Annotated in this window: 15 protein-coding genes; 8 read left to right on the top strand and 7 right to left on the bottom strand. The window is 67.1% G+C overall.

The window, feature by feature from the left end; genetic code table 11:
- Window positions 1-21: 21 nt before the first annotated feature.
- From AQZ52_RS08365 to AQZ52_RS08355, 3 genes are all read right to left on the bottom strand, one after another.
- Entirely contained in the window at window positions 22-1,524 is a 1,503-nt protein-coding gene (locus tag AQZ52_RS08365) for a serine hydrolase domain-containing protein (protein WP_067908377.1), read from the bottom strand.
- A 65-nt stretch (window positions 1,525-1,589) separates the two neighbouring features.
- On the bottom strand, window positions 1,590-2,324 hold the full coding sequence (locus AQZ52_RS08360; protein ID WP_067908374.1) for a metallophosphoesterase family protein: 735 nt from the start codon (window positions 2,322-2,324) through the stop codon (window positions 1,590-1,592).
- A 33-nt stretch (window positions 2,325-2,357) separates the two neighbouring features.
- Window positions 2,358-3,293: a LysR substrate-binding domain-containing protein gene (locus AQZ52_RS08355; RefSeq protein ID WP_067908371.1), complete on the bottom strand. Its 936-nt coding sequence runs from the start codon at window positions 3,291-3,293 to the stop codon at window positions 2,358-2,360.
- A gap of 101 nt (window positions 3,294-3,394) precedes the next feature.
- Here AQZ52_RS08355 and AQZ52_RS08350 point away from each other — a divergent pair, with 101 nt between their 5' ends.
- A complete protein-coding gene (locus tag AQZ52_RS08350; RefSeq protein ID WP_156424818.1) occupies window positions 3,395-3,601 on the top strand; it encodes a hypothetical protein in 207 nt (68 codons plus the stop codon).
- On the opposite strand, the gene rimM is transcribed toward AQZ52_RS08350, so the two are convergent.
- From rimM to ffh, 3 genes are read right to left on the bottom strand one after another with little or no spacing between them, the layout of a single operon-like run.
- On the bottom strand, window positions 3,586-4,089 hold the full coding sequence (gene rimM / locus AQZ52_RS08345) for a ribosome maturation factor RimM (protein WP_067908365.1): 504 nt from the start codon (window positions 4,087-4,089) through the stop codon (window positions 3,586-3,588). The genes AQZ52_RS08350 and rimM overlap by 16 nt on opposite strands.
- A gap of 6 nt (window positions 4,090-4,095) precedes the next feature.
- Window positions 4,096-4,572 (bottom strand): 30S ribosomal protein S16, encoded by a 477-nt coding sequence (gene rpsP, locus AQZ52_RS08340; RefSeq protein WP_067908363.1) that lies wholly within the window; start codon window positions 4,570-4,572, stop codon window positions 4,096-4,098.
- 47 nt (window positions 4,573-4,619) lie between these two features.
- A complete protein-coding gene (gene ffh / locus AQZ52_RS08335) occupies window positions 4,620-6,128 on the bottom strand; it encodes a signal recognition particle protein (RefSeq protein ID WP_067908359.1) in 1,509 nt (502 codons plus the stop codon).
- A 281-nt stretch (window positions 6,129-6,409) separates the two neighbouring features.
- Here ffh and AQZ52_RS08330 point away from each other — a divergent pair, with 281 nt between their 5' ends.
- The 7 genes from AQZ52_RS08330 (at window position 6,410) to AQZ52_RS08300 (ending at window position 12,872) form a co-directional block, all read left to right on the top strand.
- Window positions 6,410-8,080, top strand: coding sequence for a putative bifunctional diguanylate cyclase/phosphodiesterase (locus AQZ52_RS08330; protein ID WP_067909715.1), 1,671 nt, complete (start codon window positions 6,410-6,412; stop codon window positions 8,078-8,080).
- A gap of 40 nt (window positions 8,081-8,120) precedes the next feature.
- Complete coding sequence (dapF, locus tag AQZ52_RS08325; protein ID WP_067908357.1) at window positions 8,121-8,942, top strand: diaminopimelate epimerase; 822 nt, start codon at window positions 8,121-8,123, stop codon at window positions 8,940-8,942.
- A 10-nt stretch (window positions 8,943-8,952) separates the two neighbouring features.
- Window positions 8,953-10,167: a MiaB/RimO family radical SAM methylthiotransferase gene (locus tag AQZ52_RS08320; protein ID WP_067908355.1), complete on the top strand. Its 1,215-nt coding sequence runs from the start codon at window positions 8,953-8,955 to the stop codon at window positions 10,165-10,167.
- Window positions 10,164-11,111 (top strand): signal recognition particle-docking protein FtsY, encoded by a 948-nt coding sequence (ftsY, locus tag AQZ52_RS08315; protein ID WP_067908352.1) that lies wholly within the window; start codon window positions 10,164-10,166, stop codon window positions 11,109-11,111. Before AQZ52_RS08320 ends, ftsY begins: the two co-directional genes overlap by 4 nt.
- Entirely contained in the window at window positions 11,108-11,755 is a 648-nt protein-coding gene (locus AQZ52_RS08310; RefSeq protein ID WP_067908351.1) for an inner membrane-spanning protein YciB, read from the top strand. The genes ftsY and AQZ52_RS08310 overlap by 4 nt, the downstream gene beginning before the upstream one ends.
- A gap of 115 nt (window positions 11,756-11,870) precedes the next feature.
- Complete coding sequence (locus tag AQZ52_RS08305) at window positions 11,871-12,443, top strand: urate hydroxylase PuuD (RefSeq protein WP_067908348.1); 573 nt, start codon at window positions 11,871-11,873, stop codon at window positions 12,441-12,443.
- A gap of 123 nt (window positions 12,444-12,566) precedes the next feature.
- Window positions 12,567-12,872, top strand: coding sequence for a hypothetical protein (locus AQZ52_RS08300; RefSeq protein WP_067908347.1), 306 nt, complete (start codon window positions 12,567-12,569; stop codon window positions 12,870-12,872).
- Window positions 12,873-12,909: 37 nt separating this feature from the next.
- Here AQZ52_RS08300 and AQZ52_RS08295 read toward each other — a convergent pair whose 3' ends face one another.
- The gene (locus tag AQZ52_RS08295) at window positions 12,910-14,868 is read right to left on the bottom strand and encodes a potassium transporter Kup (RefSeq protein WP_082697633.1); all 1,959 of its coding nucleotides are present in this window, start codon (window positions 14,866-14,868) and stop codon (window positions 12,910-12,912) included.
- Window positions 14,869-14,930: the final 62 nt, after the last annotated feature.

The raw sequence follows: 14,930 nt of genomic DNA, 5'->3' as shown, positions 1-14,930 counted from the left end.
TATACAAATCGAACGCAACGGTCAATCCTTGGCTTCGAACGCAAAGCCCAGCGATTGCAAGGTGATCGGCCTCGTCGGAGCCAGCAAGACTGTCCCCTTGATGCTCCCCTTCTCGCATGTCCACGTGAAAGTGCCGCTCATCGCGCCCTCGGCTGTGATGGGCGCGGCGGTGTCGCACGTGCCGGACTTGGTCCGGGTTTCCGCCAGCACCTTGGCCCAGTTGGCGGCGGTGCGGTCCATCGGGAAGTTCATCGCAACGCGGCCAGTGAGGGCGTCAATTGTGCCTGCGGCCCAAACAGCCTGCGCAGCGGCGTAAAAACTCGCGAGGTCTTGCGAGACGGGCTCCGTGCGCTTCACCAGCACGCCCTTGGCAGTGAGGAGCGCGGCGATATCCCACACCGGCTGGCTGGGCCCGGCATAGGTCTTGTTGGTCAGCGCGAAGAGCGCGGCGCCGTATTCGGGAAGGACCATGACGTGGCTTCCGTAACCCGGGTAGCCGCCGCCGTGGGCCAGCACCGTGCCGTAATCGCAATCGGTGATGACCCGCCAGCCCATGCCATAGGCGATGGCGCCGGGACATTGCTTGTCGCCGCCGGTGGCGTAGCGATGGAACACGGCGGCGTTGTTGGCGCCGCGCATGATCTGCCGGACGGTGGCGCGTTTGGCGGGGCCCACATCCTCACCATCCCGGGGAGGCCAGGCAGAGGTGATGAAGCCGAGCCATTTGGCGTAGTCGGTGGCGCTCACCTCGAGGCCGCCCATGGCGTTGAAGGCACCGTCCTTCATGGTCGGCTCTTCGGCCCAGGCCTCGTTTTCCCAGCGATAGCCCACCGCCCGCTTGTCCTTGGGATGGACAAGGACATCGAAACCGCTGGCGGTCATGCCCAGCGGCGTTAGCAGGCGCTGTTCGACGAACGTACGGTAGGGGGCCTTCGTGATGTTGGCGATCACGCGGCCGAGAATCGCGTAGCCGAGGTTGGCATATTCGTGGCGCATTTCGGGCGCGCGGGTGAACGGGACACCGCCGCGCAAGTAGGCGGTGAAGGCGCTTTGCGAGAGGGGCGTCTGCCGATCACCCCACGGATCGTCGGTGACGAAACCGGCGCTGTGGGTGAGGAGATCGCGGATCGTGATGCGCGGGCTGTCGCTGGTGGGATAGGTCCAGCCGCGCATTTCGGGGACGTAGCGGTCTGCCGGATCATCGAGCGCGAGGCGACCTTCATCGCGCAGCTTGAGGATCGCCATCGCGGTGAACGCCTTGGTCATCGAGGCGATGCGGAACAGGGTATCCGGCGTGACGGGGCGTTTGAGGGCGATATCCTGCACCCCCTCGGCCTTGACGTAGGCGAGGCGGCCATCCTTCACCAGACCGAAGACCATGCCGGGGATGTGGTTCTCAGCCATCCACTTGCTCAGGATGGCGCCGATTTCGCCATCAAGCGGGGCGGGGTCGGCTGCTTGCGCCTGCGCAGGCAGCGGCAGAGCGGCGGTCAGAAGCGCCAACAGCAGTGCCTTGAATCTCATGCGCAGCTCTCCCCGTACTTCACGGTGAAGGGTGGCGCAGCGAGGTGTGTCGCGGCAAGCGGTTTCTAGCCGACGAACCCGGTGCGCAACGGGATGGCCCAATCCATCCGGCCGTTCGCCTCGGCGCGGGCGGCGGCAGCGAGGTGATCGTAGGCGACGCCGTGAAGGTGGATGGTCAGTGCCTCCCCTTCCCAAGCAACGATCGCATAGCGCGCCCGGGTGGAGCCCTCCTCCATGCGGTGGAGGTGGGGGTAGTCCCACGCATAGGCAGGCAGGCCGACCGAGCCGGGATTGAACACCTGCCGCCCATCCTCCAGCACCACGTGGCGCGGCAGATGCGAATGGCCGCAACCGATCGCCGGGTGATCCCGGCCGCCCAGCATCTCGGCAATCTCGTGGGTGTGGGCATCGCGGATGCGCTCGGGCTCGACGCGGTGCATGAGGTAGTGGATATCGTCCGCCGGATTGGCGTGGCACAGATAGAGGTCTTCGCTCAGCGCGAGATCGGCGGGCAGGCTGCGCAGCCATGCGAGGTGGTGGTCCGTGAGTTCGGCCAGGGCGTGCGCGTCGGAACGGCCCATCGTCTCTGGCGTGCCGGTGACGAGTTCGCGATCGTGGTTGCCACTGATCGTAGGCCAATCCAGCGCCATGAGGAAATCCGCAGTCTCGCGCGGCCAGAGCGGGCCGGAGAGCACATCGCCGAGATTGACGAACCGGGTGCAGCCGCGCGCGCGGGCATCGGCCACCACCGCCTCAAGCGCGGGGAGATTGCCGTGGATATCGGACAGGACGGCGAGCATGGCGCGCAGTTTGCCGCAAGCGCGGGCGCTTGGCTACCCAAGCTGTTCGGGCGCGGTCCAGACGGCTGACGGCGCCTGCCCCCGCGCGCGTTCGGCGGCCATTTCGGCGAGCAGCCATTCGCGGAACCGCTTGATCTTGCGCACGCCGTGGCGGCTTTCGGGGCGCACCAGCCAGAGCGAGACGGGGGCCAGATAGACGTGCGGGAACGGCTGGACGAGGGTGCCGGCGGCGATCTCGTCGCGCCAGAAGATCGGTGTCATCAGCGCCGCCCCGAAACCCGAGCCGGCGAGGCGGGCTTCCTCCATCTGGCTATCGAGCGCGATGCCGGGGCGCGGCGCGGCGGGCGGCACGGAGACGCCGCACAGCGCGAACCAGCCGGCCCACCAGGGATCATCGGGCGCTAGGCGCTGCACCCGCAAGAGGTCCGCGGGTTCACGGATGCCGTGTGCTTCGACAAAGGCCGGCGAGCAGAGCGGCGTGACGTGGTAGCGCATGAGGAATTCGGCCGCGAGCCCGGGCCACGGGCCGACCCCGGAGCGGATCGCCAGATCGATGCCGTCGCGCGTGAAATCGGTGAGGCGCCCGGTGGTGGCAAGACGCAGCGCCAGATCGGGCATGGCGACCTGAAAGCGCCCGATCCGCGCGCTGAGCCAGGTTCCGCCGAACGAGGGGATCGTGCTGATCGCCAGCACACCGCTATCATCGGCGCTGAGCTGGGCGAAGGCGGCGGCAATATCGGCAAGCGCGGCGGACACGGCAGGTGCGAGCCGCCGCCCGGCTTCGGAAAGGCGCACCCGGCCCTTCTCGCGCAGGAACAGCGGGCGGCCGACGCGGTCTTCCAACTGGCGCACCTGATAGCTGACGGCGGCCTGCGTCATGCCCAGTTCCTCCGCCGCACGGCTGAAGTTTTCGAGCCGCGCGGCGGCTTCGAACACGCGGACAGCGGAGAGCGGCGGCAGATCAGGCACACCAAATTGATAAGGCCAGCTTATGAAACATGCCAGAGCTTTTGTTGGCCGGGCGCGCTGCCTGCGGGCACAATGCCGCCATCACGCAGAGGAGACGCGCGATGATGGATGAAGTGTGGAGCCGGGGCTGGATGGAAGCCCACAAGGCAGCCTTGCAGGCGCACGAGGCGCTGGTGCGGGACGGTCAGCCTATGCCAAGTCTGTGGAATGATCTGCGCAGGCTGGTGCGCGATCTGATCAGCCCACCGGCCCTGCCGCAGGCCCAGGCGCCGTGCGGCGACGCGGGAACCTGTCAGTCGGCGGCGTAGGCGGCTTCGATCACCAGTCGCTCGCCGTTCCATTCGGGCACGGCCTCGGGCCGCATCGGCACCATGAAGCGCCGGCGCGGCTTGCCTTCCTCGGCTGGTCTTTCGATCTCCAGCACATCGCCTGCGCCGAAGTTCTCGACAGCGATGCAGGTGCCGAGCCCCTCGCCTGCGGTCGAGACGGCGGGGAGGCCGATGAGATCGGTGTAGTAGTATTCGCCTTCCGCCAGGGGCGGCAGGCTTGCGCGTGGCACGGTCAGCACGGTGCCGCGCAGTTTTTCGGCGGCGGTGCGATCCGCCACCTCGGCAAAGCGGGCAATCGCGCCGCCCTTGCCGTCATCACGCAGCTTGGTGAGCGTGAGCGCGCCCTCGTTGAAGGCGCGGTGGGGCTTGAGGCTTTCAACCCCTTCACCGAACAGCTTCAGGCGCACTTCGCCGCCCACGCCATGCGCACCGCTGATGGCGGCGAGCGTGACGGGGCGGGCGCTCATGCGGACTTAGCCTTCGGCCTGCTCGGCAGCGGCTTCCTCGGCGGGAGCCTCCTCAGCGGGAGCCTCTTCAGCAGGGGCTTCTTCAGCGGGGGCAGCAGCCGCGGCGGCAGCAGCTTCCTCGGCCTCGCGGCGTGCTTCTTCCGCTTCGGCCAGCTTGGCGGCGCGCTCTTCGGCGCGGTCCTTGGCCTTCTTGCCGGGCTCGGCCTTGTTCGGGTTGTTGGTGGGCGCACGCTCCTTGATGCCAGCCTTGTCGAGCATGCGGGCAACGCGGTCGGTCGGCTGGGCACCAACGCCGAGCCAGTAGCGCACGCGGTCCTCGACGAGGCGAACGCGGTTCGCGTCATCCTTGGCGAGGAGCGGGTTGTAGGTGCCGACCTGCTCGAGGTAGGCGCCATCGCGGGGCGAGCGGCTGTTGGCGACCACGACCTTGTAGTAGGGGCGCTTCTTCGAGCCACCGCGCGAGAGACGAAGGGAAACCGACATACTTCAAACCTTTCCGAGTGAAACTGAAACTTGAACTGAAACCGAAATCATCTTTTCTTGAGCAGATCGCCGAGGTTGGCCGGCATGTTGCCGCCGCCAAGGCCGGGCAGACCACCAAGGCCTCCGGGCATGCCGCCCATCCCTGCACCCATGCCGCCGCCGGGAAGCTGGCCGGGGCCGGGGCCGGCATCACCACCACCGCCAAGACCGCCCATCCCACCGCCACCGAACATGGCAGCGAGGCCCTTGAGCCCGCCCATCTTGCGGATCTGCTTCATGGCTTTCGCCATTTCCATGTGCATCTTGATGAGCTTGTTGACGTCCTGCACCTGCGTGCCGGAGCCCTTCGCGACGCGAATCTTGCGCTTGGCGTTGAGGAGTTCGGGGCGCTCGCGCTCCTTGGGGGTCATCGAGCCGATGATCGCGTCCATGTGGAGCAGCACGCGGTCGTCCATGCCCGAATTGGCCATCGCCTGCTTGGCCTTCTTCATGCCCGGCATGAGGCCTGCCAGCACGCCGAGCCCGCCCATGCGCTGCATCTGCTGCAGCTGGGTGCGCAGGTCGTTCATGTCGAACTGGCCCTTGGCCATACGCTGCGCGAGCTTCTCGGCCTCGTCGGCCTTGACCGTGGCGGCCGCCTTCTCGACGATGGAAACGATATCGCCCATGCCGAGGATGCGACCGGCGACCCGCTCCGGATTGAACGGCTCGATCGCGTCGAGCTTTTCACCGGTGGCGGCAAACTTGATCGGCTTGCCGGTGACGGCGCGCATCGAAAGCGCCGCACCGCCGCGCGCATCGCCGTCCATGCGGGTGAGCACGACGCCGGTGAGATCAACCTCGCCCGCGAAGTTCTGCGCGACGTTCACCGCGTCCTGACCGGTCAGCGAATCGACGACCAGAAGGGTTTCACGCGGGGCCGAGACTTCGGCGACGGCCTTCATCTCGTCCATCAGCGCCTGATCGACGTGGAGGCGGCCCGCGGTATCGAGCATCAGCACATCGACCGCCTGCAGCTTGGCGGCATTGATCGCGCGGCGGGCGATATCGACAGGGCTCTGGCCAGGGACGATCGGCAGCGTGGCGACACCGGCCTGCTCGCCCAGCACCGCGAGCTGCTCCTGCGCCGCCGGACGATTGACGTCGAGCGAGGCCATCAGGACCTTCTTGCCCTGCTTTTCCTTGAGCAGCTTGCCGATCTTGGCGGTTGTCGTCGTCTTGCCCGACCCCTGCAGGCCGACCATCATGATGACGACCGGCGGCGTCGCGGCGAGATCGAGACCGGCGGTTTCCGAGCCCAGCATCTCGACCAGCGCGTCGTTGACGATCTTGACGACCTGCTGGCCGGGCGTGACCGACTTCAGGACCTGCTGGCCGGTGGCCTCCTCGGTCACCTTATCAATGAAACGGCGAACAACCGGAAGCGCGACATCGGCTTCGAGCAGCGCGATGCGCACTTCGCGCATGGCGGCGGTGACGTCTTCCTCGCGCAGCGCGCCGCGGCCGCGCAGGCGGTCGAAAACGCCTCCAAGCCGGTCTGACAGACTATCGAACACGCCGCATTGCTCCTGCTTCCCGAGTGACCGGTGGCGAAACGCGAAAAACGCCGGTGGGCGAAACCTCGCCGACCAGCGTATGGCGTCCATCACGGAAACCGGGATCAAACTGTCCTGAACAGGCAGCCAGAGCCGCCGGTCAGTGGGGCGCGCCTACGCGAAACGCCGCGCCAGCGCAAGTCCCCAGCGCGAAAGCGGCTTGGCAAGACGATCTTAACCAAAACTTCAGGGCACTTGGCTAACTATCCGGATTGCACCGGAAAGGAATGGGCAAGCCGCTTATGGCGACAGTTGGGCAGGACACAACGGACACGGCGGCGCGCGGGGCCCCGCTTCACCGCGCCGAGCGTGATCTCGTGGCGCTGGGCATTCTCGTTGCGGCCATATTGCTGTTCGTCGGCACCGGCTCCACTGTCCTGACCGGCATGGCGCGCAGCTGGATTTACGGAGTCGGCAAACCCGACGTGCTGCTGACCAATGCGCTGATCCTCAACATCGCGTTGCTGCTCTTCGGCTGGCGCCGCTATGCCGAACTGAACAGCGAGATTGCCGAACGCCGCAAGGCCGAGGAACATGCGACCCGGCTTGCCCGCACCGATGCGCTGACCGGCTGCCTCAACCGCCGCAGCCTCGACGAGGCGATCATCGCCCTTGTCGACAGCGCGGCGGAGAGCGGGGGCGAGGTCGCCGTGATGATGATCGACCTCGACAAGTTCAAGCGCTCGAACGATCTGCTCGGTCATAAGGTGGGTGATGCCGTGCTGGTCGAAACCGCGCAGCGGATCGAGGCGCTGTTGCCGCCGCGGGCGCTGCTCGCGCGGCTGGGCGGCGACGAATTCATCTGCGCGGCAGTGGTCGCCCCGGACAGCGAGACCGTGATCGAGCAGCTGGCGCTGCAGATCAACGATGCACTGGCCGAGCCGATCCACGCGTTCGGGCTGCGCGCCGCCGTGACAGCCTCGATCGGCATCGCCGTCGGCTCACGCGGGGTGGTGCCCAATGCTGCCCATGTCTCGCAGGATCTGCTGCACCGCGCCGACCTTGCGATGTACCAGGCCAAGCGGCGCGGGCGGAACCGCTTCGCGTGGTTCGAGCCGAACATGGAAACCGAACTGCACTTTCGCAGCGAGCTGGAGCAGGGCATCCGCGAAGGCCTGCAGCGCGGCGAATTCGTGCCCTATTACGAAAAGCAGATCGACCTCGAGACGGGCGAGCTCACCGGCTTCGAGATGCTGGCACGCTGGATTTCGCCGCAGTACGGCCTGGTGAGCCCGGAAGTGTTCATCCCGGTCGCCGAGGAAATCGGCCTGATCGCCGAGCTTTCTGAGGCGCTGATCGCGCTGGCGCTGGAGGATGCGCGGACCTGGGATCCGCGCCTGACCTTGTCGGTCAACATCTCGCCGCTGCAACTGCGCGATCCCTGGTTCGCGCAGCGGCTGCTGAAGATGCTGGTCGCGGCCAATTTCCTGCCGGCACGGCTTGAAATAGAGATCACCGAAACGTGCCTGCATGAAAACATCGCGGTGGTGCGCACGCTGATCACCAGCCTGAAGAACCAGGGCATCTGCATCAGTCTCGACGATTTCGGCACCGGCTATTCGAGCCTGGCCCAGCTGCGCACGCTGCCCTTCGATCGGATCAAGATCGACCGCAGCTTCGTTTCCTCGCTCGGGCAAAGCGCGGACAGCGCCTCGATCATCGAGGCGATTTCCTCGCTGGGCCGGGGCATGGCACTGCCGATCACGGCGGAGGGGATCGAGACGGCTGACGTGCTGGCCGCGCTGCGCCGGTTTGGCCAGTTCAAGGGCCAGGGTTACCTCTATGGCCAACCCGCCTCGGCCGAGGACGTGAAACGCGAACTGGCGGCGCTGGGGCTGCTGACAAGCACCGCGGAAAACGCGCCCGCACCGGATGCACCGATCACCGACACCGCGACTGCGCGGCGCGCCTGAAACCATTGCAGAGCGGGCGCTTGGTGCCTAGACGGGCGCCATGTCTGTCGCTTTCCGCAAGATGCACGGCCTCGGCAACGATTTCATCGTGATCGACGCCCGCCCGCTGTCCGGGAACGGGCCCGTGGCTATGTCGGCCGCGCGCGCCGCCGCGCTGGCGGAGCGGCGCACCGGGATCGGCTGCGACCAGTTGATCGTGCTGGAGCCCTCGACCGAAGCGGACGTGCGCATGCGCATCTTCAACGCCGATGGCAGCGAAGTGGAAGCCTGCGGCAATGCCACGCGCGCGGTCGGCATGCTGCTGGGCGGAGCGCAGCGGATCGAGACGCTGGGCGGGATGCTGGCCTCGACCGCGACGGCCGGCGGCGCGAGCGTGGACATGGGCCCCGCGCGGTTCGGCTGGGACGAGATCCCGCTGGCCTATGCCATGGACACCCTGCACATGCCGGTCGGCTGGGAAGAGCTGGAAAACCCCGCGGCGGTGAATGTCGGCAATCCGCATGTGGTGTTCTTCGTGCCGGACGCGGATGCGGTCGATCTCGCGCGGCTGGGCCCGGTCATCGAGACCGATCCGCTGTTTCCGGAGAAGGTCAATGTCGGCGTCGCCTCTGTGACGGGGCCGAGCCATCTCAGGCTGAGCGTGTGGGAGCGCGGCGTGGGCCTGACCCGCGCCTGCGGGACGGGCGCCTGCGCGGCCGCGGTGCTGGCGCTGCGGCGGCGGCTGGTGACGGGTCCGGTTCGCGTAGAGCTGCCCGGCGGGCCACTCGAGATCGCCTGGGAACCGGGCGGCACGATCCTGATGACGGGTCCGGCGGCGTTCAGCTTTGCCGGCACGTTCGACGAGGACGACTATCCCCTGTGAGGGCCGGGCTTTGACAGAGAGCGTGGTCACGCTGGGCTGCCGGCTCAATCTGGCCGAGAGCGAGACGATCCGGGACCTGATCGCCGTCGCGGAGCGCCCGACGGTGGTGGTCAATTCCTGCGCGGTGACAGCCGAGGCGGTGCGGCAATCCCGAAGGGCGGTGCGCCGGCTGCGCGCGGCGAACCCCGATGCCCGGCTGCTGGTGACGGGCTGCGCGGCAACGATCAGCCCCGGGGACTTCACCGCCATGCCCGAAGTGGACGGCGTGGTGGCGAATACGGCGAAGCTGGATGCGGCGGCGTGGCTGGCCGAGATGCCCCCTGCCCCGCTCCACGCCCCGCTCCACGCCCCGCCGCTGACCCCGCTGCCCGCTTCACGCCACACCCGCGCGTTCGTGCCGGTGCAGACGGGGTGCGACCACGCCTGCACGTTCTGCATCATCCCGGCGGGGCGCGGCAAAAGCGTGTCACAGCCCATCGCCGAGGTGTTGCGCACTGTTGAAGAACACCTTGGCGCCGGCGTGCGCGAAGTCGTGCTGACAGGCGTGGACGTGACCGGCTGGGGCGCCGACTTGCCCGATACGCCGCGCCTCGGCGATCTGGTGGCGGCGATCCTGCGCGCCTTCCCCGCCCTGCCCCGCCTCAGGCTCTCCTCGCTCGACGGGGTGGAGATCGACGGTCTGCTGTTCGAGCTGATCACCGGCGAGGCGCGGGTGATGCCGCATGTGCATCTTTCCTTGCAGGCCGGGCACGATCTGACGCTCAAGCGCATGAAGCGCCGCCATACGCGCGCCGAGGCGGTGGCGCTCAGCGCGCGGCTGCGTGCCGCGCGGCCGGATATCGCCATAGGCGCAGACCTGATCGCGGGTTTTCCGACCGAGGACCAGGCGATGCACGCGGCCAATGTGGCCATCGTGGCAGACTGCGGGATCGTCCACGGGCACGTGTTCCCCTACTCCCCCCGCCCCGGCACGCCCGCCGCGCGGATGCCGCCAGTACCGCCACCCGTGGTGCGCGAGCGGGCGGCCGAGGTGCGCGCCGCCGTGGCGCTGACCCGCGCGCACTGGCTGGAGGGGCTGATCGGCGCCACGCGCGAAGTGCTTGCCGAGCGCGACGGAACCGGCCATTCCCCCGAATTCGCGCCCTACCGCCTGCCCGAAGGCACCGCGCCGGGCACACTCGTCACGCTGACCCCGACCCGAATTCGCGAAGGCCTGCTGGAATGACCCCTGAAGACAGCGCAACCACCGAAAGCGGCTGGACGGATCGCCTGCTGGGGGGATTGCGCAAGACATCCGAGCGCCTGACCGAGAACCTTGCGGGCCTTGCCGGCGGCACCCGGCTGACCGACGCGCAGCTCGACGATCTGGAAGATGCGCTGATCCTCTCCGACCTGGGCCCGCGCGCGGCCTCGCGGATACGCGCGAAGCTCGCCTCGGCGCGCTTCGAAAAGGGCGTGGACGAAGCCGCGCTCGCAGAGGCGGTGGCCGAGGAAATCGCCGCGATCCTGCGCCCGGTTGCAAAGCCGCTGGAAATCGTGGCCTTCCCGCGCCCTCAGGTGATCCTGGTGATCGGCGTCAATGGTTCGGGCAAGACCACGACGATCGCCAAATTGGCGCACCTGTTTCAGGAGCAGGACTATTCGGTGATGCTGGCGGCGGGCGACACATTCCGCGCCGCGGCGATCGGGCAGCTTCGGGTTTGGGCCGACCGCCTGGGGATCGAGATCGTCTCGGGCGCGGAAGGCGGCGATCCCGCCTCCATCGTGTTCGACGCGGTGAAGGCCGCGACCGACAAGGGCATCGATGCGCTGATCGTGGATACGGCCGGGCGCCTGCAGAACAAGCGCGAACTGATGGACGAACTGGCCAAGGTGCGCCGCGTGCTGGGCCGGCTCAATCCCGAAGCGCCGCATGATGTGGTGCTCGTGCTCGATGCGACGAACGGACAGAACGCGCTGCAGCAGATCGAGACGTTCAAGGAAGTGGCGGGCGTTTCGGGCCTTATCATGACCAAGCTCGACGGCACCGCGCGCGGCGGTGTGCTGGTGGCGGCGGCGGAACAGTATGGCCTCCCCATCCATGCCATCGGCGTGGGCGAGAAGATCGATGACCTGAGGCCTTTCGACCCCGACCTTGTCGCGCGGGTGATTGCGGGAGTGGTGCGGTGAGCGAGCCTGCGGCAAAGCCGAAATCATCGTGGGTGAACCTGCTGGTCGATTACGGGCCGCTGCTGGTGTTCTTCCTCGCCTATCGCTGGTTCAGCCCGAAGGACCCGGACAGCCAGAGCCTTGGCGCGGTGGTTGCAGTCACCAAGTCCACCGTGGTGTTCATGGTGGCGACGGTGGCCGCGCTGGTCGTTTCCAAGTGGCGGCTTGGGCACATCTCGCCGATGCTGTGGCTTTCGACGATCCTGATCATCGGGTTCGGTTCGCTGACCGTGTTCCTGGGCGATCCGGTGTGGATCCAGATCAAGCCGACCGCGGTCTACCTGCTGTTTGCCGGCGTGCTGTTCGGCGGGCTCCTGCGCGGCAAGCCCATGCTCAAGATGATGCTGCAAAGCGCGTTCGACGGGCTTTCGGACGAAGGCTGGCTGAAACTTTCGCGCAACTGGGCGTGGTTCTTCCTGTTCCTCGCCGGCCTCAACGAAGCGCTGCGCCACACGCTGTCGTTTGACACCTGGCTCATGGTGAAGCTGTGGGGGGTGAGCGCGCTGTCGTTCCTGTTCACCTTCACGCAGATCCCGATGCTGCTGCGGCACGGCCTCGGCGAGGAAGCGGAAGCCGAAGTGGAGCAAAACCCGCCCGCCGGTTGACGAATCGCCCTAAAATGCAATGACAAGCGCGGCTCCTCGCGCATATGAACCGCATCAGGACCGGCTGGGTGGCCGGACTGCCATCAAGACAACATCTCTTCGGGGGAAACAAGAAATGGCAAAGTTCTTTGGAAATCTGCACCTCGTGCTCAGCGTCGGGTTCGCCGCCGCGCTCATCCTGATGTTCAGCTTTCACAGCTCGGTGCCGGTCACCAGCTATTCGGCCACGCTGTGGCTCCATGTGTTCTTCGGCATCGTCTGGATCGGCCTGCTCTACTACCTGAACTTCGTGCAGGTGCCGACCATGCCCAAGATTCCGGCCGAGCAGAAGGGCGCGATCACCGGACACATCGCGCCGAAGGTGTTCTTCTTCTTCCGCTACGGCGCGCTGCTGACCGTGATCACCGGCCTCGTTGCCGCAGCCATCGGCGGCTACGGCCACGAATCGCTGACCTTCCAGGGCGTCGGCAAGGGCGGCCTGATCGGCGTGGGCATGTGGCTCGGCCTGATCATGGCGTTCAACGTGTGGTTCATCATCTGGCCCGCCCAGAAGAAGATCCTCGGCATCGTCGAGGCGACCGCTGAGGAGAAGGCCGCTGCCGCGCCGCGCGCCCTCTATGCCAGCCGCACCAACCTGCTGCTGTCGATCCCCATGCTATACTGCATGGCAGGCGCCAACTTCGCTTGATTGCCTGAGCAATCGCGCCCACAACGGCGCGGTGTCCCGAGCGGACGCCGCGCCGTTTGCGTTTGGGGGAGGGAAACCGCGCGCTCCGGACGAAAGTCCACGCCAGAAAGGTACCCCAAAGCCATGCGTACTGTTTCCCTCGCGGTGATTGCCGCCACCCTTGCGCTTTGCGCCTGTTCGCCAAAGACCCAGCAAAACGCCGCCGACACCGCGACATCGGCCGGCGACGACATCTCAGCCGCCGCATCCGATACCCAGAACGCCGCCAGCACGGGCGCCGCGGCGGCCGGTGCCAAGGCCGGGGCCGCCGTGGACCGGGCTGAAGAAGCCGCCGACCGCCTGGGCAAGCGGATCAAGCAGGGCGCGAGCGAGGCCCGGGATGCGCTGAAATCACCGCCGTCGCCAACGCCGACACCTGCGCCCAAGTGATCCGCACAGGGGGGCCCTGGAGCCCCCCGACCTATCCTCAGATCTTGAGCTGGCTGCCGAGTTCCACGACGCGGTTGGTGGGCAGGCGGAAAAAGCCCATCGCGTCCGCCGCGTTGCGCAGCATCCATGCGAACAGCATTTCGCGCCACAGCGCCATGCCGGGGACATCTGCCGGGATCAGCGTCTGGCGCGAGAGGAAGAAGCTGGTGCGCATCATGTCGAACGGTTCGCCGCAGACCGAGATGCCGCACAGCGCGGCCGGCACGTCGGTTTCCTCCATGAAGCCGAAGCGCAGGATGAGACGGTAGAACCCCTGCCCGAAATCCTTGACTTGCGCGCGCTCGGCGGGCTCGACCGTGGGCACGTCGCTGATCTGCACCGTGAGCACCACCACGCGTTCGTGCAGCACCTTGTTGTGCTTGATGTTGTGAAGCAGCGCCGAAGGCACGCCCGCCGCCGCCGAGGCCATGAACACCGCGGTACCGGGCACACGCGCGGCGCTGGTGTGGGCGGAACGGGTGAACACCTCGAGCGGCAGCGCGCCCTCGGCCATGTTCTGGCGCATCAGCGCGCGCCCGCGTGACCAGGTGGTGAGCAGGGTGAAGATCGCCATGCCCATCAGGAGTGGCACCCAGCCGCCATCGGGAATCTTGGCGAGATTGGCGCCGAGGTAGGTCGCGTCGATGGCGAAAAACAGGCCGAGCAGCGGCAACGCGAAGACCGGCTTCCAGCGCCACAGCTTGAACAGCACGACCGCCAGCAGGATGTTGTCGATCAGCATCGCCCCGGTCACCGCGATGCCATAGGCGGCGGTGAGATTGCGCGAGCGTTCGAACACCAGCACGAGCAGGATCACCGCGATCATCAGCGCCCAGTTGATCGCCGGGATGTAGATCTGGCCAAGGCTGGTCGAGGTGTGACGGATCGTCATGCGCGGGATGAAGCCGAGCTGGATCGCCTGCTGGGTGACGAGGAACGCGCCTGAAATGACCGCCTTGGCCGCGATCACCGCCGCGGTGGTCGCGATCACCAGCAAGGGCCATTCGAAGCCCTGCGGTGCGAGCAGGAAGAACGGGCTGTGGATCGCCTGCGGATCGCGCAGGAGCAGCCCCGCCTGCCCGAGATAATTGAGCACGAGCGCCGGCAGCACGAAGACCAGCCACGAGACACGGATCGGCGAGCGGCCGAACTGGCCCATATCGGCATAGAGCGCCTCAGCCCCCGTCACCGCGAGCACGGCGGTGCCCATGGCGATGAAGCCGTGCCATGGATCGGCCATGAACATCGCCAGCGCCCATTGTGGCGAAAGCGCCCGGATAACCTGCGGATCGGCCGCGATGCTGCGCAGGCCGAGCAGCGAGATCGTGGCGAAGTAGAGCAGCATGAACGGCCCGGCCCAGCGCGAGGCCCAGCTCAGCCGCGTGCCCCTCGTCTGGCTCTTGGTGGCGAACAGCGTGATCACGAGCGCGACAACGATCGGGACGACAAGGCCGTGCAGCGAGGGGTTGTAGACCGAGATGCCCTCCACCGCGCTCATGATCGAGACCGCCGGGGTAAGCATCGAATCGCTGTAGAACAGCGCGGTGGCGAGCACGCCCAGCAGGATGATGCCCTTGCCCCAGCGGCGACCGGTGGTGTGCTGATTGATCAGCGCGAGCAGTGCGAGGCTGCCGCCGGAGCCCTTGTTGTCCGCGCGCATGATGACAGTGACGTATTTCAGGGTCACGATCAGCATCATCGACCAGAACATCAGGCTGACGATGCCGTAGATGTGCAACCGGTCGAGCGGGAGCGGGTGGTGGCCCGCGAAAGTATCGCGCAGCGCGTAGAGCGGACTGGTGCCGATATCGCCGAAGACGACGCCGATCGCGCCGACCGCAAGGCCGAGCCCCCCGACCTGCCTTGCCGCGGGCGCGGCTTCGCGCCCGGCTCCGGGTGGGCAAGGGGCGCTCTGCCCTCCGCTTTCCGGTGCAGCGTCAACCACGGCTTCATTCATGTCAGCGGGTCCCCGGGCGCTTTGCCCAAACTGACCGCAGGCATAGCACACATGCCCCCGGA

Origin of the sequence: Novosphingobium fuchskuhlense (assembly GCF_001519075.1) — a bacterium.
In the GTDB taxonomy this organism is placed as follows: domain Bacteria; phylum Pseudomonadota; class Alphaproteobacteria; order Sphingomonadales; family Sphingomonadaceae; genus Novosphingobium; species Novosphingobium fuchskuhlense.
The sequence above is the reverse complement of the archived record's forward strand: the minus strand, read 5'-3'. Positions and strand labels throughout refer to the sequence as shown.

What these genes read in the sequence shown, in the direction of transcription:
- AQZ52_RS08300 (WP_067908347.1), top strand. Translation starts at nt 12,567, where the DNA reads ATGCGTACTGTTTCCCTCGCGGTGATTGCCGCCACCCTTGCGCTTTGC.
- AQZ52_RS08305 (WP_067908348.1), top strand. Translation starts at nt 11,871, where the DNA reads ATGGCAAAGTTCTTTGGAAATCTGCACCTCGTGCTCAGCGTCGGGTTC.
- ftsY (WP_067908352.1), top strand. Translation starts at nt 10,164, where the DNA reads ATGACCCCTGAAGACAGCGCAACCACCGAAAGCGGCTGGACGGATCGC.
- AQZ52_RS08295 (WP_082697633.1), bottom strand. Translation starts at nt 14,868, where the DNA reads ATGAATGAAGCCGTGGTTGACGCTGCACCGGAAAGCGGAGGGCAGAGC.
- AQZ52_RS08330 (WP_067909715.1), top strand. Translation starts at nt 6,410, where the DNA reads ATGGCGACAGTTGGGCAGGACACAACGGACACGGCGGCGCGCGGGGCC.
- rpsP (WP_067908363.1), bottom strand. Translation starts at nt 4,572, where the DNA reads ATGTCGGTTTCCCTTCGTCTCTCGCGCGGTGGCTCGAAGAAGCGCCCC.
- AQZ52_RS08360 (WP_067908374.1), bottom strand. Translation starts at nt 2,324, where the DNA reads ATGCTCGCCGTCCTGTCCGATATCCACGGCAATCTCCCCGCGCTTGAG.
- AQZ52_RS08365 (WP_067908377.1), bottom strand. Translation starts at nt 1,524, where the DNA reads ATGAGATTCAAGGCACTGCTGTTGGCGCTTCTGACCGCCGCTCTGCCG.
- AQZ52_RS08350 (WP_156424818.1), top strand. Translation starts at nt 3,395, where the DNA reads ATGATGGATGAAGTGTGGAGCCGGGGCTGGATGGAAGCCCACAAGGCA.
- dapF (WP_067908357.1), top strand. Translation starts at nt 8,121, where the DNA reads ATGTCTGTCGCTTTCCGCAAGATGCACGGCCTCGGCAACGATTTCATC.
- rimM (WP_067908365.1), bottom strand. Translation starts at nt 4,089, where the DNA reads ATGAGCGCCCGCCCCGTCACGCTCGCCGCCATCAGCGGTGCGCATGGC.